The organism is Umboniibacter marinipuniceus, assembly GCF_003688415.1.
GTDB classification, from domain to species: domain Bacteria; phylum Pseudomonadota; class Gammaproteobacteria; order Pseudomonadales; family DSM-25080; genus Umboniibacter; species Umboniibacter marinipuniceus.
The window spans coordinates 281,358-305,905 of sequence record NZ_REFJ01000004.1 but is presented as its reverse complement, the minus strand read 5'-3'; the positions used below and the strand labels follow the sequence as shown (position 1 = coordinate 305,905).

The 24,548-nt window shown below is 50.2% G+C and carries 19 protein-coding genes and 1 pseudogene; 12 read left to right on the top strand and 8 right to left on the bottom strand.

Translation table 11 applies throughout. The features are described from left to right. Positions 1-2 precede the first annotated feature (2 nt). Positions 3-2,051 (top strand): tetratricopeptide repeat-containing sulfotransferase family protein, encoded by a 2,049-nt coding sequence (locus DFR27_RS09690; protein ID WP_121877266.1) that lies wholly within the window; start codon positions 3-5, stop codon positions 2,049-2,051. Between the two features lie 241 nt (positions 2,052-2,292). Here DFR27_RS09690 and DFR27_RS09685 read toward each other — a convergent pair whose 3' ends face one another. Continuing rightward, positions 2,293-2,976, bottom strand: a complete 684-nt coding sequence (locus DFR27_RS09685) for a transposase (RefSeq protein ID WP_170150834.1) — start codon at positions 2,974-2,976, stop codon at positions 2,293-2,295. A 216-nt stretch (positions 2,977-3,192) separates the two neighbouring features. Then, complete coding sequence (locus DFR27_RS09680; RefSeq protein ID WP_121877264.1) at positions 3,193-4,116, bottom strand: hypothetical protein; 924 nt, start codon at positions 4,114-4,116, stop codon at positions 3,193-3,195. A 117-nt stretch (positions 4,117-4,233) separates the two neighbouring features. On the opposite strand from DFR27_RS09680, the gene DFR27_RS12665 reads away from it, so the two are divergent. Continuing rightward, on the top strand, positions 4,234-4,494 hold the full coding sequence (locus DFR27_RS12665) for a hypothetical protein (RefSeq protein WP_211327611.1): 261 nt from the start codon (positions 4,234-4,236) through the stop codon (positions 4,492-4,494). A 63-nt stretch (positions 4,495-4,557) separates the two neighbouring features. Here DFR27_RS12665 and DFR27_RS09670 read toward each other — a convergent pair whose 3' ends face one another. The 3 genes from DFR27_RS09670 to DFR27_RS09660 form a co-directional block, all read right to left on the bottom strand. After that, a complete protein-coding gene (locus DFR27_RS09670; protein ID WP_121877263.1) occupies positions 4,558-6,126 on the bottom strand; it encodes a sodium/sugar symporter in 1,569 nt (522 codons plus the stop codon). A gap of 184 nt (positions 6,127-6,310) precedes the next feature. Further along, positions 6,311-9,505 carry a glycoside hydrolase family 2 TIM barrel-domain containing protein gene (locus DFR27_RS09665; RefSeq protein WP_121877262.1) on the bottom strand — a complete coding sequence of 1,065 codons (3,195 nt, stop codon included), beginning with the start codon at positions 9,503-9,505 and terminating at the stop codon, positions 6,311-6,313. Positions 9,506-9,664: 159 nt separating this feature from the next. Then, a complete protein-coding gene (locus DFR27_RS09660; protein WP_147434532.1) occupies positions 9,665-12,118 on the bottom strand; it encodes a TonB-dependent receptor in 2,454 nt (817 codons plus the stop codon). A gap of 218 nt (positions 12,119-12,336) precedes the next feature. On the opposite strand from DFR27_RS09660, the gene DFR27_RS09655 reads away from it, so the two are divergent. The 10 genes and pseudogenes from DFR27_RS09655 to DFR27_RS09610 all read left to right on the top strand — a co-directional run bounded on the left by DFR27_RS09655 (position 12,337) and on the right by DFR27_RS09610 (position 22,082). After that, positions 12,337-12,909, top strand: coding sequence for an aspartyl/asparaginyl beta-hydroxylase domain-containing protein (locus DFR27_RS09655; protein ID WP_121877260.1), 573 nt, complete (start codon positions 12,337-12,339; stop codon positions 12,907-12,909). 92 nt (positions 12,910-13,001) lie between these two features. After that, positions 13,002-14,627: an SGNH/GDSL hydrolase family protein gene (locus DFR27_RS09650; protein ID WP_170150833.1), complete on the top strand. Its 1,626-nt coding sequence runs from the start codon at positions 13,002-13,004 to the stop codon at positions 14,625-14,627. Positions 14,628-14,721: 94 nt separating this feature from the next. Beyond that, the gene (locus DFR27_RS09645) at positions 14,722-15,891 is read left to right on the top strand and encodes a hypothetical protein (RefSeq protein WP_147434531.1); all 1,170 of its coding nucleotides are present in this window, start codon (positions 14,722-14,724) and stop codon (positions 15,889-15,891) included. A 256-nt stretch (positions 15,892-16,147) separates the two neighbouring features. Further along, positions 16,148-17,725: a peptide chain release factor 3 gene (locus DFR27_RS09640; RefSeq protein ID WP_121877257.1), complete on the top strand. Its 1,578-nt coding sequence runs from the start codon at positions 16,148-16,150 to the stop codon at positions 17,723-17,725. Between the two features lie 190 nt (positions 17,726-17,915). After that, on the top strand, positions 17,916-18,332 hold the full coding sequence (locus DFR27_RS09635) for an ExbD/TolR family protein (protein WP_121877256.1): 417 nt from the start codon (positions 17,916-17,918) through the stop codon (positions 18,330-18,332). A gap of 207 nt (positions 18,333-18,539) precedes the next feature. Continuing rightward, complete coding sequence (locus tag DFR27_RS09630; RefSeq protein ID WP_121877255.1) at positions 18,540-19,130, top strand: 1-acyl-sn-glycerol-3-phosphate acyltransferase; 591 nt, start codon at positions 18,540-18,542, stop codon at positions 19,128-19,130. A gap of 38 nt (positions 19,131-19,168) precedes the next feature. Beyond that, complete coding sequence (locus tag DFR27_RS09625; RefSeq protein ID WP_121877254.1) at positions 19,169-20,266, top strand: AI-2E family transporter; 1,098 nt, start codon at positions 19,169-19,171, stop codon at positions 20,264-20,266. A 4-nt stretch (positions 20,267-20,270) separates the two neighbouring features. Further along, positions 20,271-21,098, top strand: a complete 828-nt coding sequence (locus DFR27_RS09620) for a DUF72 domain-containing protein (protein ID WP_121877253.1) — start codon at positions 20,271-20,273, stop codon at positions 21,096-21,098. A gap of 76 nt (positions 21,099-21,174) precedes the next feature. Further along, a pseudogene (locus tag DFR27_RS09615) lies at positions 21,175-21,339 on the top strand (rubredoxin); the annotation flags it as partial. Between the two features lie 5 nt (positions 21,340-21,344). Continuing rightward, a complete protein-coding gene (locus DFR27_RS09610; RefSeq protein WP_245962645.1) occupies positions 21,345-22,082 on the top strand; it encodes a class I SAM-dependent methyltransferase in 738 nt (245 codons plus the stop codon). Between the two features lie 141 nt (positions 22,083-22,223). Here the strand turns inward: DFR27_RS09610 and DFR27_RS09605 are convergent, their stop codons facing one another. The 3 genes from DFR27_RS09605 to DFR27_RS09595 form a co-directional block, all read right to left on the bottom strand. Continuing rightward, complete coding sequence (locus tag DFR27_RS09605; protein ID WP_121877251.1) at positions 22,224-22,757, bottom strand: retropepsin-like aspartic protease; 534 nt, start codon at positions 22,755-22,757, stop codon at positions 22,224-22,226. Between the two features lie 136 nt (positions 22,758-22,893). Further along, entirely contained in the window at positions 22,894-23,988 is a 1,095-nt protein-coding gene (locus DFR27_RS09600) for a S1C family serine protease (protein WP_121877250.1), read from the bottom strand. A 70-nt stretch (positions 23,989-24,058) separates the two neighbouring features. Beyond that, positions 24,059-24,472, bottom strand: coding sequence for a Z-ring associated ZapG family protein (locus DFR27_RS09595; RefSeq protein WP_121877249.1), 414 nt, complete (start codon positions 24,470-24,472; stop codon positions 24,059-24,061). Positions 24,473-24,548: the final 76 nt, after the last annotated feature.

Genomic DNA, 24,548 nt, shown 5'->3' with positions numbered 1-24,548 from the left:
TTATGACCGCAACCATTTCACCTAATCAAGCGGCGCAAGCCAGTATTGCCGAAGCTGTTGGCGCGATGAAGCAGCGTAACCCACAGGAGGCTGAGCGCCTGTGTAAAGACTTTTTGGTGTTGAATCCCAGCAGTATTCCGCACGTGCAGGTGCTCGGGCACGCATTAATCCAGATGAATCGTCTGGCGGAGGCCAAGGCGCAAATTGAGTTTGGCATCAAGCTCGCGCCGGATTATGCCGCGTTCTACGAAGACCTGGGCAGTGTAGCGGGCATTGAAGGTCAGTATGACGAAGCGGTGCGGCTGTTGCAGCGCGCTATTCAGATGGATCCAAAGCAGCCGCGCTTTCACAAAAAATTGGCACAGGCTCTTGTAGCTGCAGGCAGGGCGACTGAGGCCGATGAGGCCTTCATGGGTTTTCTTGACCGTGACAACGATGCCGCGCTGGTGGCAATGGGTGCCGAGCATTGGCGTGCCGAACGAAAAAAAGAAGCCGAAGAAGCGTTTCGTAATGCACTGCGTGAAAACCCACAGAATGTTAACGCCATGCGTTTCTTGGCCATCTGTTATCACGAAGCCGGAGCTAAGATCATTGATGCCGAGGCTTTGCTGCGCCGAGCAGTAGAGATTGCGCCAGACTTTCATCAGGCGTGGCACAATTTGGGTTCGGTACTGATAGACAGTCAAAAGTGGCAGGAGGCCGTGGCGGCGTTTAAAGAGCTGGTGGCACTTAAGCCCGAAGATGACTTGGCCTGGGCTGGGTTGGGCAATGCGAGTTCGAACCTAGGTGACGTACATGCCGCTATTGCGGCGTTCGAACAGAGCTTGACCCTTAACCCTAAGTCCGCCGGTGTGCACATGTCGCTGGCGCATATGTATAAAACGGTAGGTCGTTTGGAGGACGCGCTGGCGTCCTATCGCGAATCGATTCGTCTCAAACCTGACCTCGGGGAGAGCTACTGGAGCATGGCGAACCTAAAAATCTTCAAGTTTGAGGATGAGGAAGTGGTCGCAATGGAAGCTCAATTGGAGAATGCCGAACTCAGTGAGCAGGCGCGGGTGCATTTCGAGTTCTCGTTGGGTAAGGCCTACGAGGATCGCAAGGATTACGATAATGCCTGGCAGCACTACAGCGCAGGGAACCAACAAAATCGTGGCTTGGTTGACTATGACCCGGTTGAATTTGAGCTGTTGCAGTCACGTATACAGTCCGTATTTAGTGCGGAGTTTGTGAATAAGCATCTTGGCTTAGGCCACGATGCCCCCGATCCCATTTTTATTGTTGGTCTGCCGCGCTCTGGCTCTACGTTAGTAGAGCAAATTCTGTCGAGTCACTCTCAGGTTGAGGGTACTTCTGAGCTGCCAAATGCGGCGAACATCGCCTATTCTACGGCAAAATACCGAAGTGATGGTCTAAGTTTCCCTGAAACATTAGGGGAGCTAACGGCTCGAGATTGGGCAGCCTACGGTAAAGAGTATCTGCAACAAGTGAGGCATCACCGGGTGGAGGGGACGCCGCTATTTATTGATAAGATGCCCAATAATTTTAGCTTTGTTGGCTGGATTAAACTCATTCTTCCCAATGCCAAAATTATCAATACCCGCCGTTTCCCCTTGGACAGTTTGCTGGGCGCACATAAGCAGCTATTCGCCAAGGGGCAGAATTTTACCTACGACGAATTTGAGCTGGCTGAATACTATCAGCAGTACGTTAAAATCATGGATCATTGGCATCAGGTCTTCCCTGGGGAAATACTTGATGTGCATTATGAAGACACGGTAACGCGTTTACCATGGCAGGTAGAGAGGGTATTGGAGTTTTGTGGGTTGCCCTTTGAGGAGCAATGTCTGCGTTACTACGAGAACAAGCGCGCGGTGAAGACGGCGAGTTCCGAGCAAGTTCGCCAGCCTATTTATACCTCGGCCCTTGGGCTGTGGCAGCGTTACGAAAGCCATCTGGAACTCTGGAAAGAGGAGCTCAATGAGGTGATTGAAGCGTGCCCAGCGCCGGTACTGGATGCCGCTGGTTGGAAGGTGAGTGCGGCTAGCTAAGTTTTTGCTTGCGCATCACACAGCACAGAGCGGATAGCACAACACAAGGCAGCAAAGCACACCTTTTAGCGCCGGCTAGTCCGGTGCTTAGGTGTGGAGACTGCACCGACACCAAGCCAACACCAAACCAACACCAAACCAAACCAAACCAACACAAACCAACACAAACCAACACCAAACCAAACCAACACAAACCAACACCAAGCCAATATCAATACCAACCCCGATAACGCCGCCTACTTTAGGTAGTGTTTGATATCTTGCGGTGAGCGTTGCTTCGTCGGCGATTGTCGGCAGCTAGATGCCGTTCTAAAAAGCTTGTTTCGCCGAACGCAAAGTTGTTCCGAGTAGCTTTGCGAATAGCCGCTTGTACTTGCTGGCAGGGCGTTTGAAATGAATTTCGATACACCGCGCAGCGAGTTTGTTTGGTGTTACACAGTTCAAGAAAGCTGGGATGCGGCGTTATCCAAGGGCAGTGATCCTGTTCGGCATTGGCTAAGTAGCTAGACCAGGGATAGCTTGCCGGTGTTGTTACCATGCCAGCGCGAACTGGGTTGTCTTCAATGTAGCGATAGCAAGCCAGCACATAGCTATCGTTGTCCACCAGGCAGGATGTGTAGCGGCTATCCCACAGCGGCCCACTTCTATCAAACGCCGTATTAATATACCGCGCATACTGTTGAGCGCAGGTCTTCATGAGCAGTGCGGGTGCACGCTGAGAGTGGGGGGTGATAAGCAGGTGAATATGATTGGGCATCAGGCAATAGGCGTGGATGTCACAATGGTACGCCTGGGCATTGCTTACCAACAGCCTGATGTAGCGGAGATAGTCGTGAAGTCCATAGAATAACTGCCGTTGGTTTAAGCCGCGGTGGACAATGTGAAGTGGCACTTCAGGTGATACTAAGCGTGCTGTGCGTGGCATGATCAATCTTCCCTCCATGGTTAGGATTGATCATCTATCGTGTCGTAATTCGTTAGCGAATTAGCTGCTAATAAGGGTAGTAATTAGGGATATTTCCCCGCGCTGCGTCCTAGGGTAGTGCCGCAATCGCAGTGGGGGTATCAATGGCAATGCGCGTTAAGGTGCTGCCGAACTCAATTAGCCCGGATTTGAACTTAGCGGCGTCTCTTCGCTTGGTTAAAAGGGATAGACTTCAAGCCCGTGAATGGCGTGGCGAACATCGTTGGTCAGCTGCACAGTGAGCCCGGTGACGCGTAGATTCATATCATGGATAGCAATGGTTGACGGAGAACTCCCGGCCGCAATGATTCCAGGCGCAACCACACATAGTCCACGGCCGAAACCAGGGCGAGCGAGCTTAGATTCGTCCAAATTCATCCCAGTTAATTCTGAAACGGGATATTGCGGCACTGGGAAAGCACATTCGTCTTCGATAGAACTTCTGCTGGCAAAACGAACCGCGTCGGCCTTTGTATCGTTGAAGAGTACACCATCCTGGTATGGCTGGGCGTTATGGGTGCCCGGCGGCAATTGTGCGCTCATGTTAACGTCTTTGCCGTTGAAGTGAAGCATACCGCCAGTCTTCAAACCGCTGATGTACATGCCATCATCGTTACAATGAACGTTGTTGATGTGCATCTTATTAAGCATTAACGGCCCTTCGTTTCCGTTCGGGTCAAAGCGCTTGGCACTAAAACTTAAGCCGTTAGTATCAAGTTGGATGGCCCAATGAAACTTCTGGGATTTGGGGTCGAAGCCAATAATTGCGTCGTAGGCCGTTGAAGTAATAAAAATAGTGCCTCGATACTCAAAGATTTCGTGGCAGTGTTTGAGGTACGGATTCTTCCAGCTACCAACGCATTCAAACTGCGGGTTGTAGGCAAACAATTCATCACTGGCGGCAATGTAAATGGTTTCGCCAATGATACAAATTCCTCGAAGCCCGCGATCCCAGCCGCGCCCTTGCCAGTCGATATCCATCTTGTCCCAATCCAATACCTGTTCGGTGGATTGAGTTTTAAGATCTACAAGAAACACGCCACCATGGCTTTGCCCCTGTTGGCTGCCACGTACTACAGATGTTGCAATAAGCTTAGTCATGAAGAAGTCTTTTGTTATTAGCGTTTGTATTTAGTGTACCCACTAAGAAATTAGAGTGACAGATTAAAACGAGTGAAAAAATGTAAAGTGTGTTGGAGTTACATTCAACTTTAGGGCTTGCGGCTATGGCCAACCTGGGGGCTAATACTGAAGCCAGAGCCAGAGCCAGAGCCAGAGCCAGAGCCAGAGCCAGAGCCAGAGCCAGAGCCAGAGCCAGAGTCAGAGCCAGAGTCAGAGTCAGAGTCAGAGTCAGAGTCAGAGTCAGAGTCAGAGTCAGAGTCAGAGCCAGAGTCAGAGTCAGAGTCAGAGTCAGAGTCAGAGTCAGAGTCAAAGTCTTCGGGTGGGTTGTTAGAGGCAGTTCTGAAGCCTGATCGCTAAGTTTAGATCTGGTCAAAAAAGGGCGCCGAAGCGCCCAGGGGATAAAAACTTAAGGTGGATTGTTTACCACCATGCCGCATAGAGCGCTATGAGGATAAGGCTGACCGCCACGGCGGCAACATTGAAACTCTTATCCGTGGCGAAACTGATGCCAGTGTTATCCAGCGCTGCTTTCTTATTGGGGAACAGCAGCGAGAAGATCACGCCTAATACCATACAGGCGATAAACACCACGCCTACACGATCCATGAATGGTAGCGTTTCCCAGAAGATTTTCAGTAGCAGGCTAAGGGCCGCCGAGCCCACGGTTGCCGTTAAGGCGCCCGCCGCGCTCGCTTTCTTCCAGAACATGCCCATGAAGAAGATAGCCACAATTCCTGGTGTGAAGAAGCCTGTGAACTCCTGAATGTACTGGAAGGCTTGGTCAAAGTTACCCAGTAATGGGCGAGCAATAATGACAGCAAGGATTAACGCGGCCATACCAACGGTACGACCTACGGTAACTAACTGTTTCTGAGTATGTGTCTTCTTACTGAACTGTGTATACATATCCATTGTGAAGATGGTGGATATGCTGTTCACCATTGAAGCGAGGGAGCTCACAATGGCGGCAATCAGTGCGGCGAAAACCACTCCCTTAATACCAACAGGCAGTAACTTCATCAGTTCTGGATAGGCTTTATCCGGCGCATCCAAATCCGGGAGTAACATCACCGCGGCAATACCGGGGAGCACTACAATAATTGGCATAAGCAACTTGAGGAAGGCCGCAAAGACAATGCCCTTTTGAGCTTCGCGCACATCCTTGGCTGCTAAGGCTCGTTGAATGATGTACTGATTGAAGCCCCAGTAGCTGAGGTTCATGATCCACATACCACCCACGAGCACCGAGATGCCTGGAAGCGAAATATATGAGGGATTGGAAGGGTCAAGAATCATATCGAACTTGCCAGGCAGCTCATTCAGCATGATACCAAAACCTTGAATCGCGCCGGTTCCTCCGGCGTTAATGGCAATGGCATCCAAGCTCAAATAGGCAAGGAACAGTCCGCCAGCCACCAACAGTACCACTTGAATGATGTCTGTGAGCGCCACCGCCTTAAGGCCTCCATAGAGCGAGTAAGCAGCGGTGAAGAGTGCCAGTACCACCAAAGCGTGATTGAGATCCAAGCCGGTCACGCTATTAATAGCTAATGCCCCTAACCATAGGATGGAGGTCAGGTTCACGAAGATGTAAACGCCCAGCCAGAATACCGCCATGACGGTACGTACTGCGTGGTTATAACGCTGCTCTAAGAACTGCGGCATGGTATAGATTTCGTGCTTCAAAAAGATCGGCAGGAAGTATTTCCCCACAATGATCAAGGTGATTGCTGCCATCCATTCGTAGGAGGCAATAGCCATGCCCATCACGTAAGCGGAGCCGGACATGCCGATGATTTGCTCAGCAGAGATATTGGCAGCAATCAGAGAGGCACCAATGGCCCACCAGGGCAGACCACGGCCTGCTAAAAAGTAGTCACTGGTATCTTTTTCATGGCCCGCTTTTTCACGAGATACATAGGTAGCAATGCCAATTAACGCAATGGCATAAATGGCGGCGACCCAAAGGTCTAGGGTTTGCAGTTGCATGTGGTACTCCCAATGTAAGTTATTGCTTACTTGTTATTGTTGTCACCAGGCACTGTGCTGGCTATTTTCTATCGTTATTGCTTAGTTTTTATTGTTGTCACCAGACACTGTGCTGGCTGTTTTCTATCGTTATTGCTTACTTGTTACTGTTGTCACCAGGCACTGTGCTGGCTATTTTCTATCGTTATTGCGCTCCCGGTGGTAGCTCACCAAAACGGAGCCACAGCGTATACTCGAAGCGGTCACCGTTAAGGTTGTATTGCGATAAGGTATGACCGCCCCAAGAATTGTCTCCGCCCACGCCCATCTGGCCGAAGTCTAGGTTCAGAGTAGTAAGCGGGAGCGGTTTGATATCGTTGAGGTGTGTGTTACGACGCTCCTCATTGCGCTGCGCTTCTGGCCCATCTTGGACCGTGACCGCAACCTTGACAGGCGGTGTGAAATCGCTACGGGTATTGTGGTGAACGCCGAAACTAAAGCTATTGTCGGACCACACCTTAAGCGCATGTTCGCCGCTTAAGGTGAGCGAGCGAGTATCTGTTTTGTAGCCATTTTCCTGCGGGCGCGCATAGGGTACATAGTGCGCAGCGATGGGCTGCTGATAACTATTGAGGAAGGCAGAGTGGTTTCGGTCTTTATAGTTCTCGTGAGGGCCACGTCCATACCATTGGGACTGCTCAAAACCGTCTACAAGTGTTGTCTGCAGACCAACACGTGGCAATCTAGCGGTGCCGGGAACACGCTCAAACTGATTACTAAGATGCAGTTCGCCATTCGCATAGATGCTAAAATTTGCTTTCCAGCTACCCAGTAAGTCGCCAGATTCGCTTTGAAACTCATACACGGCTGTCACTTCCACGCGTTGATCGTCCAACTGCTGAATGGCGAAATCCTTGAGTAAACGATGTTCACTCGCGTAGGCCCAATCCTTGCCCCAGTTGGTGAGGTAGTTGCCAAAGTCATTGTCGGTTGGGGCGCGCCAAAAGTCCGGCGTGAATGGCGCTAGTAGTTGAGCTTCGCCTGCCACGCTAATCTGTGCAAGCAGGCCAGTGCTATCGAAGAGATAGCGATGATCTGCTGCGTCTACCTGCCATTCCCCGGTGTTCAGGGCGCTAAAAGTCAGCTTCGGTGAAGCCTGCTGCGGTGGCGAGTAGGGCTCAGACGGATGCGCATTGTATTGAACCCACTGTTCGGCCGCTAGTTCGTGCCCTTTATTCAGTAATGGCTGTGCCGCCGAGAGATGGATACTCAGAGTCACTGTGTGCTCGCGGGCGTCTTGAGGTGCAGTGATTGGAAGCGTGACGAGTTGCGTATCCGAGGCGGCTAGGTCTGTCAGCGTAATGCTGCCCTGTGCAATGATAGCACCCTCGGCTCGCTGAGCCCAGCGCAGCTCATAACCAGCCAAATTGAGGAAGTTGTAGTGGTTCTTGAGTTGAAAAACGCCATTATTTAGATCCAGCGCCTCAAAGCCCACGGACTGATAAACGTGTTTTACTTCCCAGTAGGCCGGTTGTGGCTCGCGGTTTGAAAACAGCACGCCATTCATAACAAAGTTGCCACTAGAGGGAACGTCCTCTGGCCCGTAATCACCACCATAGGTGTAATATTCGGTGCCGTCCTTATCCCACTCTGCCAAACCTTGATCAACCCAGTCCCAAATGAAACCGCCAGCCAGCGCGTCGTGCTGATTAATCACGTCCCAGTAAGCTTGAAGGTTACCCGTAGAATTGCCCATGGAATGCGCGTATTCAATCAAAACAAAGGGTCGATCTTGATGGGTTTCTGCGTGAGCGGCTAAATCCCAATAACGCCAATACATACTTGAGTGAAAATCGGAATGACGTTCTCCTACCTCACTAATATCCCCTTCGGTTTCATATTGAACTGGACGGGAGCTATCAGCGGCTTTTAGCCAGTGATAGGTAGCGCCCAAATTTACCCCGTCTCCTGCTTCATTCCCCAAACTCCACATGACGATTGACGGGAAGTTCTTATCGCGCTCATACATTCGTTGAGTGCGGTTCAAATGCTGAGCCATCCACTCGGGCTTATTGCCTAATGTCTTATCATGGTCGTAGCCATAGCCATGACTTTCGATATTTGCCTCGTCCACCACGTACAGACCGAATTCGTCGCATAATTCGTAGAAGCGCTCAGGGAAAGGGTAGTGTGAGGTTCTCACAGCATTGAGGTTTGCCGCTTTCATTAACTGAATATCACGAATCATAGTGGCTTCATCAATCACGTGGCCGCTAATCGCATGATGTTCATGGAGATTGGTCCCTTTCAATTTAACGGCTTCACCATTAATTTTGAATACGTTACCGTCAATGCGAACGTCGCGAAAACCAATGTACGGAGCAAGGGCTTGAATCTCTTGCTGTTGGGAATCCACTGATTGAAGTGTTAGCCGATAGCGGTTCGGAATCTCGGCTGACCAGGCGGCGACTTCTGGCACGCTGGCGAAAAAATTCACTTCGTTGAGACCAGGTTCTAAGAGAACCGTTTTAGCTTCGGCAATACGTTGCTGTTGTCGGCTCAGGGTCATCGTTAGCTGATGAGATACCGATTGTGCTGAGTGATTTTGAACCATAACGGTCAACGCAAGCTGACCATCCTGGTAGTTATTCACCAGCCCAGCTAAGGCGTGGTAGTCAATGATTTCTACCTGAGGGCTGAAGCGAATACTGACATCTCGCTGAATACCGGAGAGCGACCAAAAGTCTTGATCTTCAAGATAGCTGCCGTTGCTCCAGCGATAGACTTCCATGGCAATGAGGTTGTCGCCGCTAACTAGGAATTCCTCAATGCTAAATTCAACGGGCGTCTTGCTACCTTCACTGTAGCCAACGTAATTGCCGTTTACCCATAAATAGAAGGCCGAACTTACAGCGCCAACGGTCAAGGTGGCCTGTTGAGAAAGTTGTTCATCGGACAGTGTCACCACACGGCGATATTGTCCCACGGGGTTATCTTGCGTTGGTACGTGCGGTTGATTCGCTTCAAAGGGGTAGGGGATGTTCACGTAAATAGGGTAACCGAATCCGTGTCGCTCCCAGTTTGACGGAACCGGGATTGAACCCCAGGCATTTGCATCAAAGCTTGGCTGATGGAATTGGTTGTCGCCGGGTGTAGCGGGAGGCGTTGCCGAGAAATTAAACTGCCAGGCACCATTTAAGCTCAAATGATAAGGATTGTGAGTGAGGTCATCTGCTATCGCGAGTTCAGCATTGGGATAACTGCGGAAATAAGCTCGCGGTGCTAGGGTATTCTCTTGAATGACATCAAGATTATTCCAATGCGGCGGTGTCTGACCCGAATCGCAGGCGGTTAGAAGGGCGGTGGTCAACAACACAGCGGCAGAGAAAAGTCGAATCATGATTTCATCTCACTGAATTAGATGGATAGAAATTACCCTATCATAAACAAGGCTCCGCAACCGAAGGCGGCGAGGGAGGCGCTTGAAAGTAGGGTTTAAACAGTCATGCAATAAAAAGGCGAACACCGAAGTGCTCGCCTTTATACTTATCCCAGTGGTTTAGAAATGCTTACTAAAACCAATGGAGAACTCACGTGGGCGAATAACACTTTCCAGTGAGCGATAGTTACTGACGTTGTACTGATCCAGTAACCAATCGTCGCCAGTGTGTACCCAGTTCACCGAACGATCGTCCCAAACGTTATAAATACTAAACGTTACGTCCCAATCGTCAGCGGCCCAGAGGCCCATCTGGAAGTTCGCTTTTTCGTAATCAGGAATGGTGTTTCCACCCCAGCCTGATACGGTATTCTGCGCGTTCCACCAGTCGTGAGCATAAGCTGCCTGCCATGAGTGGTCATAGCTGAACCAAAGGTCGGCACCTAACATGGCATTGTGGAAGGTGTACTCCGCTTTGATCCACCACTTTTCATCTGGTGCAATGGCCAGAGGCTGGCCTGCTGCGGCAAGCTCGTAGTCCGCCCAACCCGGAAGGTTTGGCACCACATCACTGAAGTAGACCGTTTCTTCAATCTCAGACGAACCGTTGAAGTAAGTACCCTGCAACATAAAGCTGTCACTGAGCCAGCCGGTGAAGCTCATTTCGATACCCTTCGACGTGGCATCACCCAAGTTGACGTGACCTTTTGCACCCAGTGCCGTTGGATCGCCAACTTCACGTTGCATTTCGGTCCAATCCATTTGGTAATAAGTGGCGTTTAGCTGCAGCGCGTCATCGAAGAATTGGCCTTTGAAGCCCACTTCCTGGTTGACCAGTGAATCGGGCCCGTACTCTTTAGGTAGACTTGAGGCATTACGAACGGTGTTGTGTCCGCCCAATCGGAAGCCTTCAGAGTAGAGCGCGTAAACCATCACGTCATCGCTGATGTTATAGCTGGTGCTAAACTTGTACACGGTGTCGGAGTTGGTGCCGGCGTATTCGTCAACACCACCGTTGTCGTAGTTACCGAAAGGTACGCCATACGGCCAGTACTGTTTCTCGGTGCGCTGACGATCATATTCGAACCATCGAACACCAGCCTCTACGTTCCACGCTTCCGTGATGTCATAGCCGAAAGTACCGAATACAGCGGTTTGCTTAGTGGTACGCTCGAACTCTTCACCGTAGTAGCGATCTGTAGGAGCTACTGGATAGATGGTCCCAGTGTTGTAGTTGTTCTGCAGCCAGTAAGCAAGGTAGTTCAATGCCTGCCAAGCCGGCGTGCTGGTGAGGTTTGGCGTTACCCAATACCAATCCCAAGCATCGTAAGTATCTTCATAGTAAGCACCCACCATCCACTGGAAACGAGAGTCACCAATAGAAGCCAAGCGAATCTCATGAGAGGTACGGGTGCCTTCTTGATCATTCACTACCGTGCCAATGTCGTAGGCTGTGTGGTAGTAAAGTGGGTTGTAGGCGTAGTTAATGTTGTCAATGCCGTAGGCGCGAGTACGAAGCTGATCGCTAACCATAGTGTCGAACTCATAATCCACTTCACGCTCAACGGACGCCGCTGCGTAAGTTAACTGCGCAAAGTCGCCGATGTCGCCTTGGAGGGTTAAACTACCCAACCACCAATCATCGGTACGGATGTCTTTGTGGAATCGAACAATCTCGAAATCATCAAGCGCCGGATCTTGCTTCCAGTCGCCCGTTGTTTCCGATGACTGGTCGATATACATTAAATCGAGGTTCCAGTTGTCGGAAATGTTCCAACGAGCTGTGGCCCGAACACCCGATTGCTTCCAATCGTTGAAGTCATCTTCCACGGCACTATCGTTAGTTGCGCCAGTGAAAAGGTCGGAGCCAGCCACGTTATCAATGTAGCCGCCCTCGTTAACATCGTAGCCAACCACGCGAAGCGCTAAGACATCATCAATGATAGGTAGGTTGACCATTGCTTCAACGTCAGTGCTGTCTTCACCTTCGCTCATGGTGGACCAAGAACCACGGATGTAGCCTGACATTTCAGACGCATCGGGTTTGTTGGTGACGTACTTCATGGCACCCGACTGCGAACTTGAACCGAATAGCGTGCCCTGTGGACCAGGTAGCGCTTCAATGTGCGCCATATCAACCATACGTGGATCGACCTGCTGCGCCGCAGAGGTCATTGGCACTTCGTCCATGTAAACGGCTACGGATGAGTCCGTTCGCCATTCCTGTGAACCGGTACTGATTCCACGGAAGACCATTTCGTTTCTGCCTGGTGACGTTGACACCGACGACAAACTTGGGATGGCCGCTTGGAATTCTTGGAAGTTGAGCATGCCAGAGCGAGTAAGCTCTTCTCCGCTCATGACTTGGATACTTTGCGAAACGTCCTGCATGTTTTCGCTACGCTTGGTTGCGGTGACCAATACTTCTTCGATCATGCCGCCCTTGCGTTCTTCGGTCTCCCCCTCTTCTGCGGTTTGAGCTATTGCTGTGCCCGACACCATGGTCGAAGCTAGCGCCAGGCTAACCGCTGAAGCGAGTGGGTGACGCGCACGATTTGGAGTGAATCGAGCCATAGTTGTTCCCCCAGAATGTGTTGAAGGGTGCTCCTGCTCAACAACTGCATTCAGCACTTTATTTTTATGTTGTTTATGTTTATAAATTAACTGCTGCTCGGACTGCCCGCCCGATAAAACCCAAGTTACGGAAATCACGATGTTTAGGCAATTAAACGCGGTTGATCTTTTTTGGGTGCGAGTTGAATAAAATTCACACAATGCTTTAGGGGTTATTTATGAACATTGACGTTCCGCTTCGTCTACTCGGCCCAGTAGACTATGTGCCATTGCAGTTGGCTATCGAGAAAGCGAGTGAAGAGCAGTGGCTAGAGAATCAGTATCGTCAACGAAAATTTGAAGTGCACTATCAAACCCAAAGTTTGGTGATGTATTTTCTCGAGAGTGAGCGTTGGCCTGAAATCAAAGTTAATCGCGAGCCAGGCTACGAGTTGCTGGCTGAAGCGGCTCAGCCGTTGATGGATAAGATTATTCAGGACCATTACGAGCCAGGCGGCGTAATCATTCGCGCCATGGCCGCGAAACTGCTGCCAGACGGAATCATTAAGCCCCATGTAGACAAGCATGCGTCCTTTGAATTTAGTCACCGAATTCACATCCCCATTGTCACCAATCCGAAAGTACGTTTTATGATCAATGGGCGGCCCAATCAATTTCAAGTAGGCAACGCTTACGAGATAAATAATCAACAACAACATAGCGTTATGAACAAAGGTGCAGAGGCTAGGACAACCTTCATTTTCGACTATGTTCCGCCCAGCCAAATGCATAAATTTACGTTGGTAGCATAATGAACTGGCTTTGGAAAATACCCGGGCTACGGAATTTAGCGTGGCGCCGGAATTTAGTAAGACGTTGGGGTTTAGTAGGGCTACGGAATTTAATGGGACGTTGGAGTTTAGCGCTACTTCGTAGGCTCGGTGTGCCGCGGCCAATAGTTCGAAAAAACTCTAGTCCACTTGCAGTGGTTCAAGCGGTGATACTTTTAGTGCTATCTACCGGCAACGCTGTTGCAACCACTATTTCGCCGGATTCTGATCTGCTTGACTATCAGGGTGTATGGTACGGAGCGCCTAAGCAACCGCAAATGACTTGGGCAGGCAGTGCGCTGGCGCTCAATTTTCGCGGTGCCGAGCTGGCTATTGACTTCGATGTTGGCGCGCAGGCAGAAAATTTTCGAGTGGTTATTGATGGCGTGCCGAACTCGAGTCCGCTGCGCATAGCCCCAGGCCGGAGTCATGTAATACTTGCAACGGACTTGGATCCAAGCCAGGCGCACGAAGTTGTCTTTTTCAAAGAGACCTATGACGGCAGCCCCAGCACCCTTTTTGGTGTTGAGCTTAGCGATGGCGCCGAACTGTTGCCTCCGCCGTCAGCGAGCGATAGGAGAATTGCCTTTTACGGTGATTCGAACATGGACGGAACCAGTAACTATTCCGAACACGATAGCGGTTTTGCCGGTGCTTACTTTGCCTACCCGGCAATTACGGCACGAATGCTAGCCGCTCGGACCACCACTCAGGCTTACGGCAGCGCAACCTTAACGGGGTATGGTGACAACAACGTCATGCGCTTTATCTACTCGCCAGATTTTACAACTCAACGCCCCGATTTTCGCACTGATTTTGCGCCTCAACTCATTGTGGTTAATGCTGGCGCCAATGATATCTACCGCATCGCCGCTGAGCCGGGGAATGGCTACGGCGAGACCTCATCCTCTAATCCCGACACGCTTCGTGCGCAGATGAAAGGGCGCTTCAAATCGGTGGTGGCTGAGCTACGCAAAGTCTATGGTGAGGCCGTGCATATTGTGCTGTACAACGCCTACGGATGGGACCTCAATGAACCTGCAAACTACACGGCGGAAGTGGTCGCGGAGGTGGGTGGTAATCTGTCCTATCTTCACTATCCGTGGACGTGGGAAAAATGGCACGGTTCAATGGTAGAGCACGGTGGCCAAGCACGTTTATTGGCCCGGCATATCGCGACCGAGATGAATTGGGATATCAAGGCTGAGCCGCTCATTTTTGATGGTTTCGCCAACGCCGGACAGGTTGCCAATGGCGACTTCGAGGCGGTTGCTTATGGAGATTTCGAAGCCTTTGGCTGGCGCTACGCGTCGGAACACGCGCGGCGGGAGTGTGATGAAGCAAATTGCTGGCTTAGCTTAGCGGCGGATGCCACGGTCCATCAGGGCTTTGATGCCACGGGTGACTATTTACCAGGGCCATCGCCCATTGGAATGGTTATTCAGGTGCGCGCGATGATTCGAGGGGATACTGGTACCCGTGCTCAACTGGTGCTTGATCATGAGCAGCAGGCACTGTACCAGCGCAATGAAGTCGCTCGTCAGCATTTCGATGGTCTAACGAATGAATGGCGCGAGGTGATGTGGCAGGTGCCTATTCCGGAAGGTTCCTGGAAGTTATATTTACGTCTGGGTGCCGAGGATGGTACGGTAGAGTTTGATGATGTTCGTACTCGATTTGTGATGATGGATGAAAAGTAATGGGGAAGGCAGCGTATTGCCATCTTGATACTAAGGACAAGGGGTCCAAGCCCTAATAAAAAATGTGATGTTAGCCAAGGGAAGGTATACACAGTTGAAGATCTTAAAAATAGCCAAAAGGCTGACGCTTTTTCTAGCGGCATATATTGCTTACGCAGTTGTGCTGAACTTATCGGTATTTGATGCGAAACCTTCTGAGTTGGCCATGAGCTATCAGCAGGGTGAAGCTCTATCGGCGAAGCATTATCGGCTAAGTGGGTTGCCATTCCTGGATCGCGATGCGGAAGAGGTTGGGCGTGAGATATTCGGGCGAGAGAGAGTGGAGTTAATCGGGTATGAACGCCCTGAGTATAATGATGTGCTTGAGTTGCTTTCTACGGGAGAGGTGGGTAAGAGCATATCGTCCTATCTGGATTTCTCCGAGCTTGTTGGTATTGCAGCCATTGCAGAAAATGATGTGGTATTCGAGTCGGCCGACTGGCGAGAGTTGAATCGCCGACTGACCAATATCGACTGGCAAGGGCTAGGCACGGCAACGCTTGATGCAGAAAGTCATACCCTTTTTTACAGCTATGGAATTTACTATGAGTATCTTGAATATCGTCTTTGGCAGCTGGTTTACATTATTCGTAACGAAGATGAAATAGCTTTGGCAGAGTGGCTGGGTCAGTACATGAAGTACATTGAGTACACTGATACAGATTTCCGTCTCAGTATGCTTGGCTTGAGTCCTTTGTACAGCTCGGAAACGATGCGTGAATTGTTAGATCTTGAATTCTTGTCAACGGCTGGGCGCAGTAATTTAACCGAGCAGCTTAAGGATTTTATTGAGCGCATTGACCGTAATCGAAGTGCGATTTTTGTGCGAGTTAAAGAAGATGAGGCTCGATTAGTCGTCGGAACGCTAATACTCGCGTCGCGTTACGCGAGCGTCGCTGGGGTATGGGGTAATAAGCTCAAGTCGTCGGGTTGGGCTGAGTCCACGTTGAACCTCGCGGCTGTAGTCTTCTTCCAACGGCAACGATTTATAAACCGAGCCGCAGATTACAGCGATAAGAGACTGGCCGGAGTGATGGTTACGCCTAGACCAATCTATAGCAAGATTCTTTTTCCTCAAGACATAGCGGGTGAGCTGATACTGGATAACCTGTGGCAGGTTGATTCGCGTTATTATTTTGCCCAGAGTGATGAATCCGATCAACGTTGGAATGCCTACGTTGATAGTTTAGTAGAATTCCGCGCTGAGTTAGCACAGAAGCAATAGGTGCATGGCTGGCGGGTACTTACTCTCTAGTTTGATTTCTTGCTCCCCTGAAAGGTGCAGATAAAACAGCGGAGATCAAACTTAGGTCGCTGACTCAACGCGGCATTCGTCGAACTGGAACTAGTTAGCTATTTCAAGCGCTAGCGAATTGGGGCAGTTAGTCAACCACTGTCCCCGTTCCTAAACGCAATTGTGCCTTTTTTCGTCAAAACGGTTATACTTCGCGCCCCTAATTTTTTTCAGGTAACTCAGCGCCATGTCGGTCAGTGATCATATTGCCAATCGCCGCACTTTTGCGATTATTTCCCACCCAGATGCGGGTAAAACCACCATTACTGAAAAGCTCCTACTTTTAGGGCAGTTGATTCAGAAGGCGGGCTCGGTGAAAGGGAAGGGGTCAGACCGCCATGCAACCTCTGACTGGATGACTATGGAGCAGGAGCGTGGTATCTCGGTGACCTCATCGGTGATGCAGTTTCCCTATAACGGCCGAATCGTCAATTTGCTGGATACGCCAGGACACGAAGATTTCTCTGAGGATACCTATCGCACACTCACCGCTGTTGATTCATGCTTAATGATTATTGATGCGGCGAAGGGTGTGGAAGATCGTACTATTAAGCTTATGAACGTTTGCCGCTTGCGCGATACGCCTATCATTAGCTTCGTCAATAAGTTAGATCGTGAAATTCGCGACCCAATTGAAACCTTGGATGAGATGGAGGAGGTGCTGGGTATCGCCGCAGCGCCTATCAACTGGCCAATTGGTTCGGGTAAAGAATTTAAGGGTGTTTACAACCTATATACGGACACCATCCACGTCTACAAGGCGGGATCACGCTCGGTAATACCTGAAGATATTCGTATTCAAGGCCTTAATTCACCGGAAGCCGATGAGCTTCTCGGCGTGTACGCTGAAGAAGTGCGCGAAGAACTCGAATTGGTGCGTGGAGCAACCCACGAATTTGATATCGACGAATATAAGGCCGGTCAACTTACGCCGGTATTCTTTGGTACGGCGCTGGGTAATTTCGGCGTCCGAGAGATGCTCGATGACTTCGTTGAGTGGGCGCCAGCGCCGTTGGATCGTGATGCATCAAGTCGTCAGGTTGTGGCCACTGAAGAGAAATTAAGCGGTTTTGTGTTTAAGATTCAGGCAAATATGGATCCAAAACACCGAGATCGAATTGCTTTCATGCGGGTGTGCTCCGGCGCGTATACTCGGGGTATGAAGATGAAGCATGTCCGCATTGGCAAAGATGTAAAGATCGCCGACGCGGTAACTTTCCTTGCCGGTGAGCGCTCTCATGTAGAGGAAGCGGTAGCTGGAGATATTATTGGTCTTCATAATCACGGTACGATTCAAATTGGCGATACCTTTACTGAGGGCGAAGAGCTAAAGTTCACCGGTATCCCCCACTTCGCACCGGAAATGTTTCGCCGAATCCGCCTTAAAGATCCACTGAAGATGAAAGCCTTGCAAAAGGGGCTTCAGCAGCTGTCCGAAGAGGGATCTACGCAGGTTTTCTTCCCAACACGTAACAACGACATCGTTGTGGGTGCGGTAGGTGTTCTGCAGTACGAAGTGGTTGCCTACCGGTTGAAGGAAGAATACAAAGTTGAAGCGGTCTATGAGCCGGTTAACGTCTACACGGCACGATGGATTGAATGCGAAGATCCGCGCATGCTGGAGGACTTTAAGCGTAAAAACAGCGAGAACGTCGCCATTGATGGTGGCGGTCATCTTACCTACTTGGCACCCACACGGGTGAATTTGCAACTAACGCAAGAGCGTTGGCCAGATGTGGAATTCAGAGCAACGCGAGAGCATTAATGCGCTATTTTGAACCCCTAATGCAAGTTGTTGTCTATGCTTAGGTTAAAGAGATAGGTTATTCAGACCAATATCTAACCGTTGGTCACACATTTGCGAACAAAATACCCTCTTGGGTGTTTACATCGCACTGGGTAAATGGGCACAATGTGCTCAAAGAACTTATAAGTAAATAAATTAGGATTTTAATATGCGTCGCTTTGCGAAACCTGCTGACGAAGAAGAAAACGAAATTGACTTAACGCCGATGCTCGACGTTGTATTCATCATGTTGATTTTCTTCATTGTAACGGCCACGTTCATTAACGAAGTTGCCCTTGATTTCAATCGTCCAGATTCAACGGATGATACACCTCCTCCGCCCGATGCGCCGCAGAATGCGGTGATCAATATCAATGCGTCTAACGTGATTGAAATTAACGGTCGTCGTGTTGATATTCGTGCAGTAGAAGCTAACGTTCGTCGTATTCTTGCTGAGAACCCAAATGGTTCGGTAGTGGTAATGGCGGCAGAAACTGCTGACACCGGTGTGTTCGTTGAGGCAGCTGATGCCGCGCGTGCCGCCGCACCAAATGTTCCAGTGGCATTGGTCATTGAAGGCGAGTAATCGCAGCACGGTTGGTGCAAGCTAACCAGTTAAAAAAAGAGCCGACGATAGTCGGCTTTTTTTTGTCTGAATTATGGCAACGCTTAACGCGTTAACGTCGCGCACAGTGTTGCTGTTAGCGTTAATCAAAGGCTTACATCTTGGCGTCAGGCTGTGCCATAATTAAGCTATTAATAACAATAACAAGCAGTCATCGGAAGTTAGCGTATGAAAAATTTAGCCGTCCCCAATTCAAACACTCCTATCAAACGCAGACCAATCCTTCGTTTTATCGGCCGTCTTTATTTACGCATTTTGGGCTGGCGCCTAATTGGCGAATTCCCTAACGTTCCGAAGTGTGTCACGCCGGTGGCGCCTCATACCAGTAATTGGGACTTTGTCCATGCTATCGCCATGGTGATGGCCACGGACCTTCGTGTTACCTTTATGGGAAAGCATACCTTGTTCGAAGGGTTTTTCGGCAAGTTCTTCTACGCCATGGGTGGCATTCCGGTGGTTCGTCATGATCCAAAGGGGCTTATTGAACAGGTTGCTGAGCAGTTAAAGGGCATGGATAAAGCCATCTTGGCTATTGCCCCGGAAGGCACGCGCAAAAAAACTGACAACTGGAAAACTGGTTATCTGCGCATTGCTTATGCGGCCGAGCTTCCAGTCATACCGGCGTATATTGATTATCCGAGTAAAACCATTGCTTTTGTCCCGCCCGTTGCACTAAGCGGTGATTTAGAAACCGATATGGCTCGTGTCCAGGAAGCACTAAAGCCTTATCGTGGGAAATACCCGGATCAGCATCTCTAACAACAATCAGGAAGTCTAATTCAGCCCTAGGAGGGCTTATGTACGCAAATCCGTTACTTCGTTTTTTAATTGGCGCCGCCGCCTTAGTGGTCGCCGTAGCAGGATTGCAAGCAGCGCAAGCGGCGCTGGTACCGCTGTTGTTGAGTTTATTCATTGCAGTACTTTGTGGGCCTATGTTGTTTTTCCTCAAACAACGAAAGGTACCCACTGGTCTCTCGATCTTTCTGATTATGTGCCTGGTAACGGCGGTGCTGGCCTCTATTAGTGCGTTGGTGAGCGGTTCAGTCACCAAGTTCATCAGCGATTTACCCTTCTATCAGGCTCGTCTTACCGAGATTAGCACGGCATTTTTGGCCTGGGCTGAGACCATGGGGTCATCAATGGGTATTGATGTATCAACCGAGACGCTCCGAGAACAGATTGACCCCAGTCAGCTTTTAGGCATGGTTGGCAACACACTCAGTTCCTTCGGCAATTTAATGACGAACACCTTACTTATTCTTGTGACGGTGATCTTCATTCTGTCGGAGATGGATAGCTGGAAGGGTAAGCTCAAGTTCATTGATAAGAGTAGCGCTTCGGGCGGTGTGGGTGATTCTATTTCTCGCATCGGTGAAACCGTTGTGCACTACATGACCCTTAAACTATGGGTAAGCTTAGCTACGGGTATCGTGATTGGGTTATGGCTCTGGATTATTGGTGTGGATTACCCGCTGCTCTGGGCTCTTGTGGCATTCCTGCTTAATTTCATTCCTAACTTGGGCTCAATTTTAGCGGCCATTCCAGCCGTTCTGCTTGCGATGGTTCAGTTAGGCGTGGGGCCTGCCGCCTTAACAGCTTTAGGTTATGTGGCGGTGAATATGATTATGGGTAATGTCATTGAACCCAAGATCATGGGGCGCGGCTTGAACCTTAGTACGCTGGTGGTATTTTTGAGCTTAGTACTTTGGGGTTGGATTCTTGGTCCAGTGGGGATGTTTCTATCGGTGCCACTCACTATGGCGGTTAAGATTGCGTTGGAGCATTTTCCAGAGACTCGCTCTATTGCCATCATGTTAGGCGGTGCCGTTCCCGAGGAAGAGCTTGAGCCAATGAGTGATGACGAACTGAGTAGAATCGCCGGAGACGGGAACTAAGTCTGTGTTACGCCTGGGCTTGGCACAGTGGCATCACCGTGATTGGGCTAATCAGATTGGCGGCAGAGGTCTAGCGGCCTACGCAGAGCAGTTTAAAACAGTAGAGGCGGGCAGTACCTTCTATGCGCTGCCGTCGCTACAAACCGTTGCGCAATGGTCACTGGATACCCCCAGTGACTTTCGTTTTGCCTTTAAGTTTCCGCAGGAAGTAACCCATCGAGGTGGCTTGGTGGCAAATAGCCGAGCGCAAAACGAATTTTTTCGAATTTTGGATGTGGTGTTAGATCGCTGTGCACCATTTATGATCCAGCTACCGCCCACTTTTTCGCGAGCACAGTTCGCAAGCTTGGAGCCATTCCTGTTAGGTCTTCCTGTGGGGCTTAACTACGGTATTGAGTTTCGTCACCCTGATTTCTTTGATCGTGGCGACACTGAGCGCGCCACCAATCAGTTACTTTATCGTTTAGGTATCGAGCGAATTTGGTTCGATACCCGTGCCTTGCGGGAATTGGCTGCGGATAACGACATTACGCAAGACGCCCAAAGCAAAAAGCCGAATGTGCCCACCTATGGCTACGCCCTCACCGATACGCCTATGGTGCGAGTAATCTCTCACACCTACTGGCAGGGCGCTAAGGTATGTGTCACCCAGTGGGCGCAGCGTTTTGCTCAATGGGTAGATGAAGGGCGCGATGTCTATTGCTTCGCTCATACGCCAAGCAACGCTCGAGCACCTGAATTTGCGGGTGCGATACAGGATTTGAGTGCCAAATATAGTGACCAAATTCCACCCTGGCAATGGCGTAGTGGTACCACCGGTAACTTACTCTAAGAGGCAAGTGAAAGTCGCACTGGTGGCGGCTTTGACACTGTGGCAAAATCGCGCCATTAATTGACTTGAGGTAGTTATGGAATTCAAAAAATGGGAATGCATCGTCTGCGGATACATCTATGATGAGGCGGAAGGTTGGCCGGAAGACGGCATAGCTCCGGGGACTAAGTGGGAAGATGTGCCAGAAGATTGGTTATGCCCCGATTGCCTAGTAGGCAAAGATGAATTTGAGATGGTGCAAATAGGTTGATCACCCATCAACTTGTCCTCAGTGAGCGAATTCGGGCGATTCTGCCCGAGGCGAAGCTGGAAGTTGTAAAGCTTCCTGACGTGCCAGAGATATCGCTCTGTCTGCTTGAGGATAGTTGTTTTAGGCGCCCGCTTACCGAGCAAGAAGTGAGCGCAGCGTGGACTCATCCCCCGTATTGGGCATTTTGTTGGGCCAGTGGGCAGGCAATGGCCAGGTATCTACTTGATCACCCTGGCGATGTCTCTACTAAGAGAGTGGTCGACTTTGGTTGCGGCTCTGGTATAGCAGCCATAGCTGCCGTAAAAGCTGGGGCAAAAGTCATTGCCTGTGACATTGATCCAGACGCCCTTCAAGCTACTAAGTTGAATGCTGAGCTGAACAGCCTGTTGATTATTGACGGTGACGAGCGCCTTCAGGCTAATCCAAATTCTCAACTTTGGGATCTAGTGTCCGAACAGGAATGGCGCAATACCATTGTGCTCTGCTCAGACATGAATCGTATTGGCAAAGCGGAGTGCTTGCTGGCGGCCGATGTGTTGTACGATCCGCAGAACCTGCCGTTACTTGATAGCTTCTGCGAATGGTCGAAATCGGTACTGGTGGCCGATTCACGGGTTCGAAATTTTAGTCATCAAGACTACCAGTGGGAGTTCGAAATTCAGTCCATTACGTTGCCTGATCTGGACGAGCTACTCATGCACCGCTGCGTTAATTTCTATCGCCGTGTGAGCTAGTCCTGCCGTGAGGCGTATGGTGAGCTGTTGCTTCGGCTGACTTCTTCAGTTTGCGTTGGGCGGTCTTCTCTAGCTCACGCTGGACTGTCTTCTTTAGCTCACGCTGGACTGTCTTCTCTAGCTCACGCTGGACTGTCTTCTCTAGCTCGCACTTGGCTGAAGCCAGAGTAAGTTGTTGTCGTAATCGATGATCGCATTATGCGCCTTCAGGTAATCAGAGCCAATAATGGCTGATAAGCTGCGAACTTCATTGCTGCGGTAAACGCGATTGATGTGCTCTAAATTCATTACTTTCATGTCGTTAGCGTCAAGAAACTGGTCGCCAAGGCTGAATGAATTGAAATCGACGATTTCTAAGTAGCCCTGCGAGCCACCCAAGCCAACCGCTCGAATTGTTGATTCACGCGTAGCGGCGTTGATTCGTTCTACAAAACTGCGGTCCACCACCGTTGTCGTAGCGCCACTATCTACCAAGATGTCAACGGGATTACTGTTGAGTTGTCCATGGGCTACAAAGTGCCCGAAGCGGTTCTCGGTGAGCTCTATGGCCACGTAGCCGCGATCGCTGAGTAGAGCGTGAAGGTCTTCCGCGTGGAGGGCTTTAGCAGGTAGCAGTAACGCACTCACCAATGCTAGGGTGCTGAGGAATCGATAAGCTATTGAGGTCTGGTTCATGACGTCACTCCCTGTGAAAACATCTGTTGATTTCACTGTAAACGCCCTTGCGTGAGGGCGCAGTAGGGAGCGACCGTTGTTAATTAGCTGATTAGAGAGGGGGAGGTACGCAGATTTGCTATTAAAACGGAGGCTATTACTCGCTTGGTTGCTCAGCAACTATGAGTTCGGCCTTAAATGACCTGCCATTTCGCCATACCGTCAGTTCCAGCTTTTGACCGGCTTCGGCGGTTGCCACTTGGCGTGCAACTAATGCCGGCGAGGTCAGAGGCGATCCTCCCCAGCCAATAATAATGTCGCCGGCTTGGAGTCCTGCTAAATCAGCGGGTCCGTTCGGGGCGACCGCTATAATCCCTAATCCCTGTTCGGTGGGCAGCCCAAGCGAACGGATAAGTGAATTGGTGAGCGAACCTCCTGAAATTCCTAACCATCCGCGTGATACTCGGCCATTTTCAATAATGCTTTCTACTACGTATTTAATGGTAGAGGTGGGGATGGCAAAGCTTATTCCCTCAGTTCGGCTTCCTAATACCGAGGTGCTGATACCAACAAGTTCACCATTAGTATTCACTAACGGGCCGCCCGAGTTACCGGGATTAATGGCGGCGTCGGTCTGCAAATAAACGCTGGCGCCAGAATTGATGTTGAGGCGTTCCGTAGCGCTGATAATCCCTTGAGTTACCGTAAGGCCAACTCCAAATGGATTGCCGATTGCCAAGACAATATCACCCACGAAAATCTCGCTGGGCTCTTCGAGTGCTAGCGTATGCAGGTTGTTGAATTCTACTTTAAGGACCGCTAAGTCGCTGAAGGCGTCGTCCCCCAGCAGCTCGGCTCTGGCTTCTCGACCATCGGCGAACACAACTAGAATGTCCGTGGCATCAGCAATCACATGGCGATTGGTGGCAATGTAGCCATCACTGCGAATGACTACGCCGGATCCCAACACCGTGCTTTCGTTTTCATCCTGCCTTAGTACTCCGAGGTTTCTAGAGAGCTGTGCCTGCGCACGATCTTGCTCGGAGCTCTCGGTGACTTTGCGAGAATAAATGGATACGACAGCCGGGGCGGCGTGATTGACGGCCTGACGATAGCCGTCTTGGGCTTCGGTGTTGACAGTGGGATTGGGGGCTATTTTATCGCCACTCAGTAAAGCAAAGCCAAGGGCAACTCCAGCGATTATTGGCCATAGCCAGTCTTTTAGCTGCTTTGTGAGGGCGTTAGCTTTCATCCATGTCTTCCCCGAGGGCGCCGAATTAGCGCCGCATTATTGTTGTTGTATCAGGTGTGGCTATCCGGTGTTAGGCGCGAGGAGGCTCGACCGGTTCTTCTTTCAGTCCGTATTCTTCAGACAGGGTACCGATTGCATCCGGAGACTTTGGTGCCCAATCTCTAGGTGGTTCGGCATGAGCCAGAGTTGGCTTCGATCCGTCAAAATGGCTGATGAGATTAATACCGGCAATTTGCTCGGCGCTATCAATTAACTGTGACTTGAGTAGTTCGCCCTGGCGGTTGAGCTCAGCCGTTGAAGCTGCCATGTGATCGAAATAGGTGGCCAAGTCACGGCGAAGTTCGGCGGTTGGGTCAGTAATGGGCTGCTCAGACGCAGAGGAGACATTTTGTTGTGCCTTATTGATGCCAGTTAGGTAGCCCACAACGACACCCACAACTAGGAAGGCAATGGCGATAAAAATAGAGGTGATCAAACTATCCACGGCTTACTCCACTAACTAAAAAATGGTTGGTTCTTATTGATTATAAATAAAGTCTAAAAAATAACAGTTTAAGCGT

What these genes read in the sequence shown, in the direction of transcription:
- DFR27_RS09690 (WP_121877266.1), top strand. Translation starts at nt 3, where the DNA reads ATGACCGCAACCATTTCACCTAATCAAGCGGCGCAAGCCAGTATTGCC.
- DFR27_RS09685 (WP_170150834.1), bottom strand. Translation starts at nt 2,976, where the DNA reads ATGCCACGCACAGCACGCTTAGTATCACCTGAAGTGCCACTTCACATT.
- DFR27_RS09680 (WP_121877264.1), bottom strand. Translation starts at nt 4,116, where the DNA reads ATGACTAAGCTTATTGCAACATCTGTAGTACGTGGCAGCCAACAGGGG.
- DFR27_RS09670 (WP_121877263.1), bottom strand. Translation starts at nt 6,126, where the DNA reads ATGCAACTGCAAACCCTAGACCTTTGGGTCGCCGCCATTTATGCCATT.
- DFR27_RS09665 (WP_121877262.1), bottom strand. Translation starts at nt 9,505, where the DNA reads ATGATTCGACTTTTCTCTGCCGCTGTGTTGTTGACCACCGCCCTTCTA.
- DFR27_RS09660 (WP_147434532.1), bottom strand. Translation starts at nt 12,118, where the DNA reads ATGGCTCGATTCACTCCAAATCGTGCGCGTCACCCACTCGCTTCAGCG.
- DFR27_RS09655 (WP_121877260.1), top strand. Translation starts at nt 12,337, where the DNA reads ATGAACATTGACGTTCCGCTTCGTCTACTCGGCCCAGTAGACTATGTG.
- DFR27_RS09650 (WP_170150833.1), top strand. Translation starts at nt 13,002, where the DNA reads ATGGGACGTTGGAGTTTAGCGCTACTTCGTAGGCTCGGTGTGCCGCGG.
- DFR27_RS09640 (WP_121877257.1), top strand. Translation starts at nt 16,148, where the DNA reads ATGTCGGTCAGTGATCATATTGCCAATCGCCGCACTTTTGCGATTATT.
- DFR27_RS09635 (WP_121877256.1), top strand. Translation starts at nt 17,916, where the DNA reads ATGCGTCGCTTTGCGAAACCTGCTGACGAAGAAGAAAACGAAATTGAC.
- DFR27_RS09630 (WP_121877255.1), top strand. Translation starts at nt 18,540, where the DNA reads ATGAAAAATTTAGCCGTCCCCAATTCAAACACTCCTATCAAACGCAGA.
- DFR27_RS09625 (WP_121877254.1), top strand. Translation starts at nt 19,169, where the DNA reads ATGTACGCAAATCCGTTACTTCGTTTTTTAATTGGCGCCGCCGCCTTA.
- DFR27_RS09605 (WP_121877251.1), bottom strand. Translation starts at nt 22,757, where the DNA reads ATGAACCAGACCTCAATAGCTTATCGATTCCTCAGCACCCTAGCATTG.
- DFR27_RS09600 (WP_121877250.1), bottom strand. Translation starts at nt 23,988, where the DNA reads ATGAAAGCTAACGCCCTCACAAAGCAGCTAAAAGACTGGCTATGGCCA.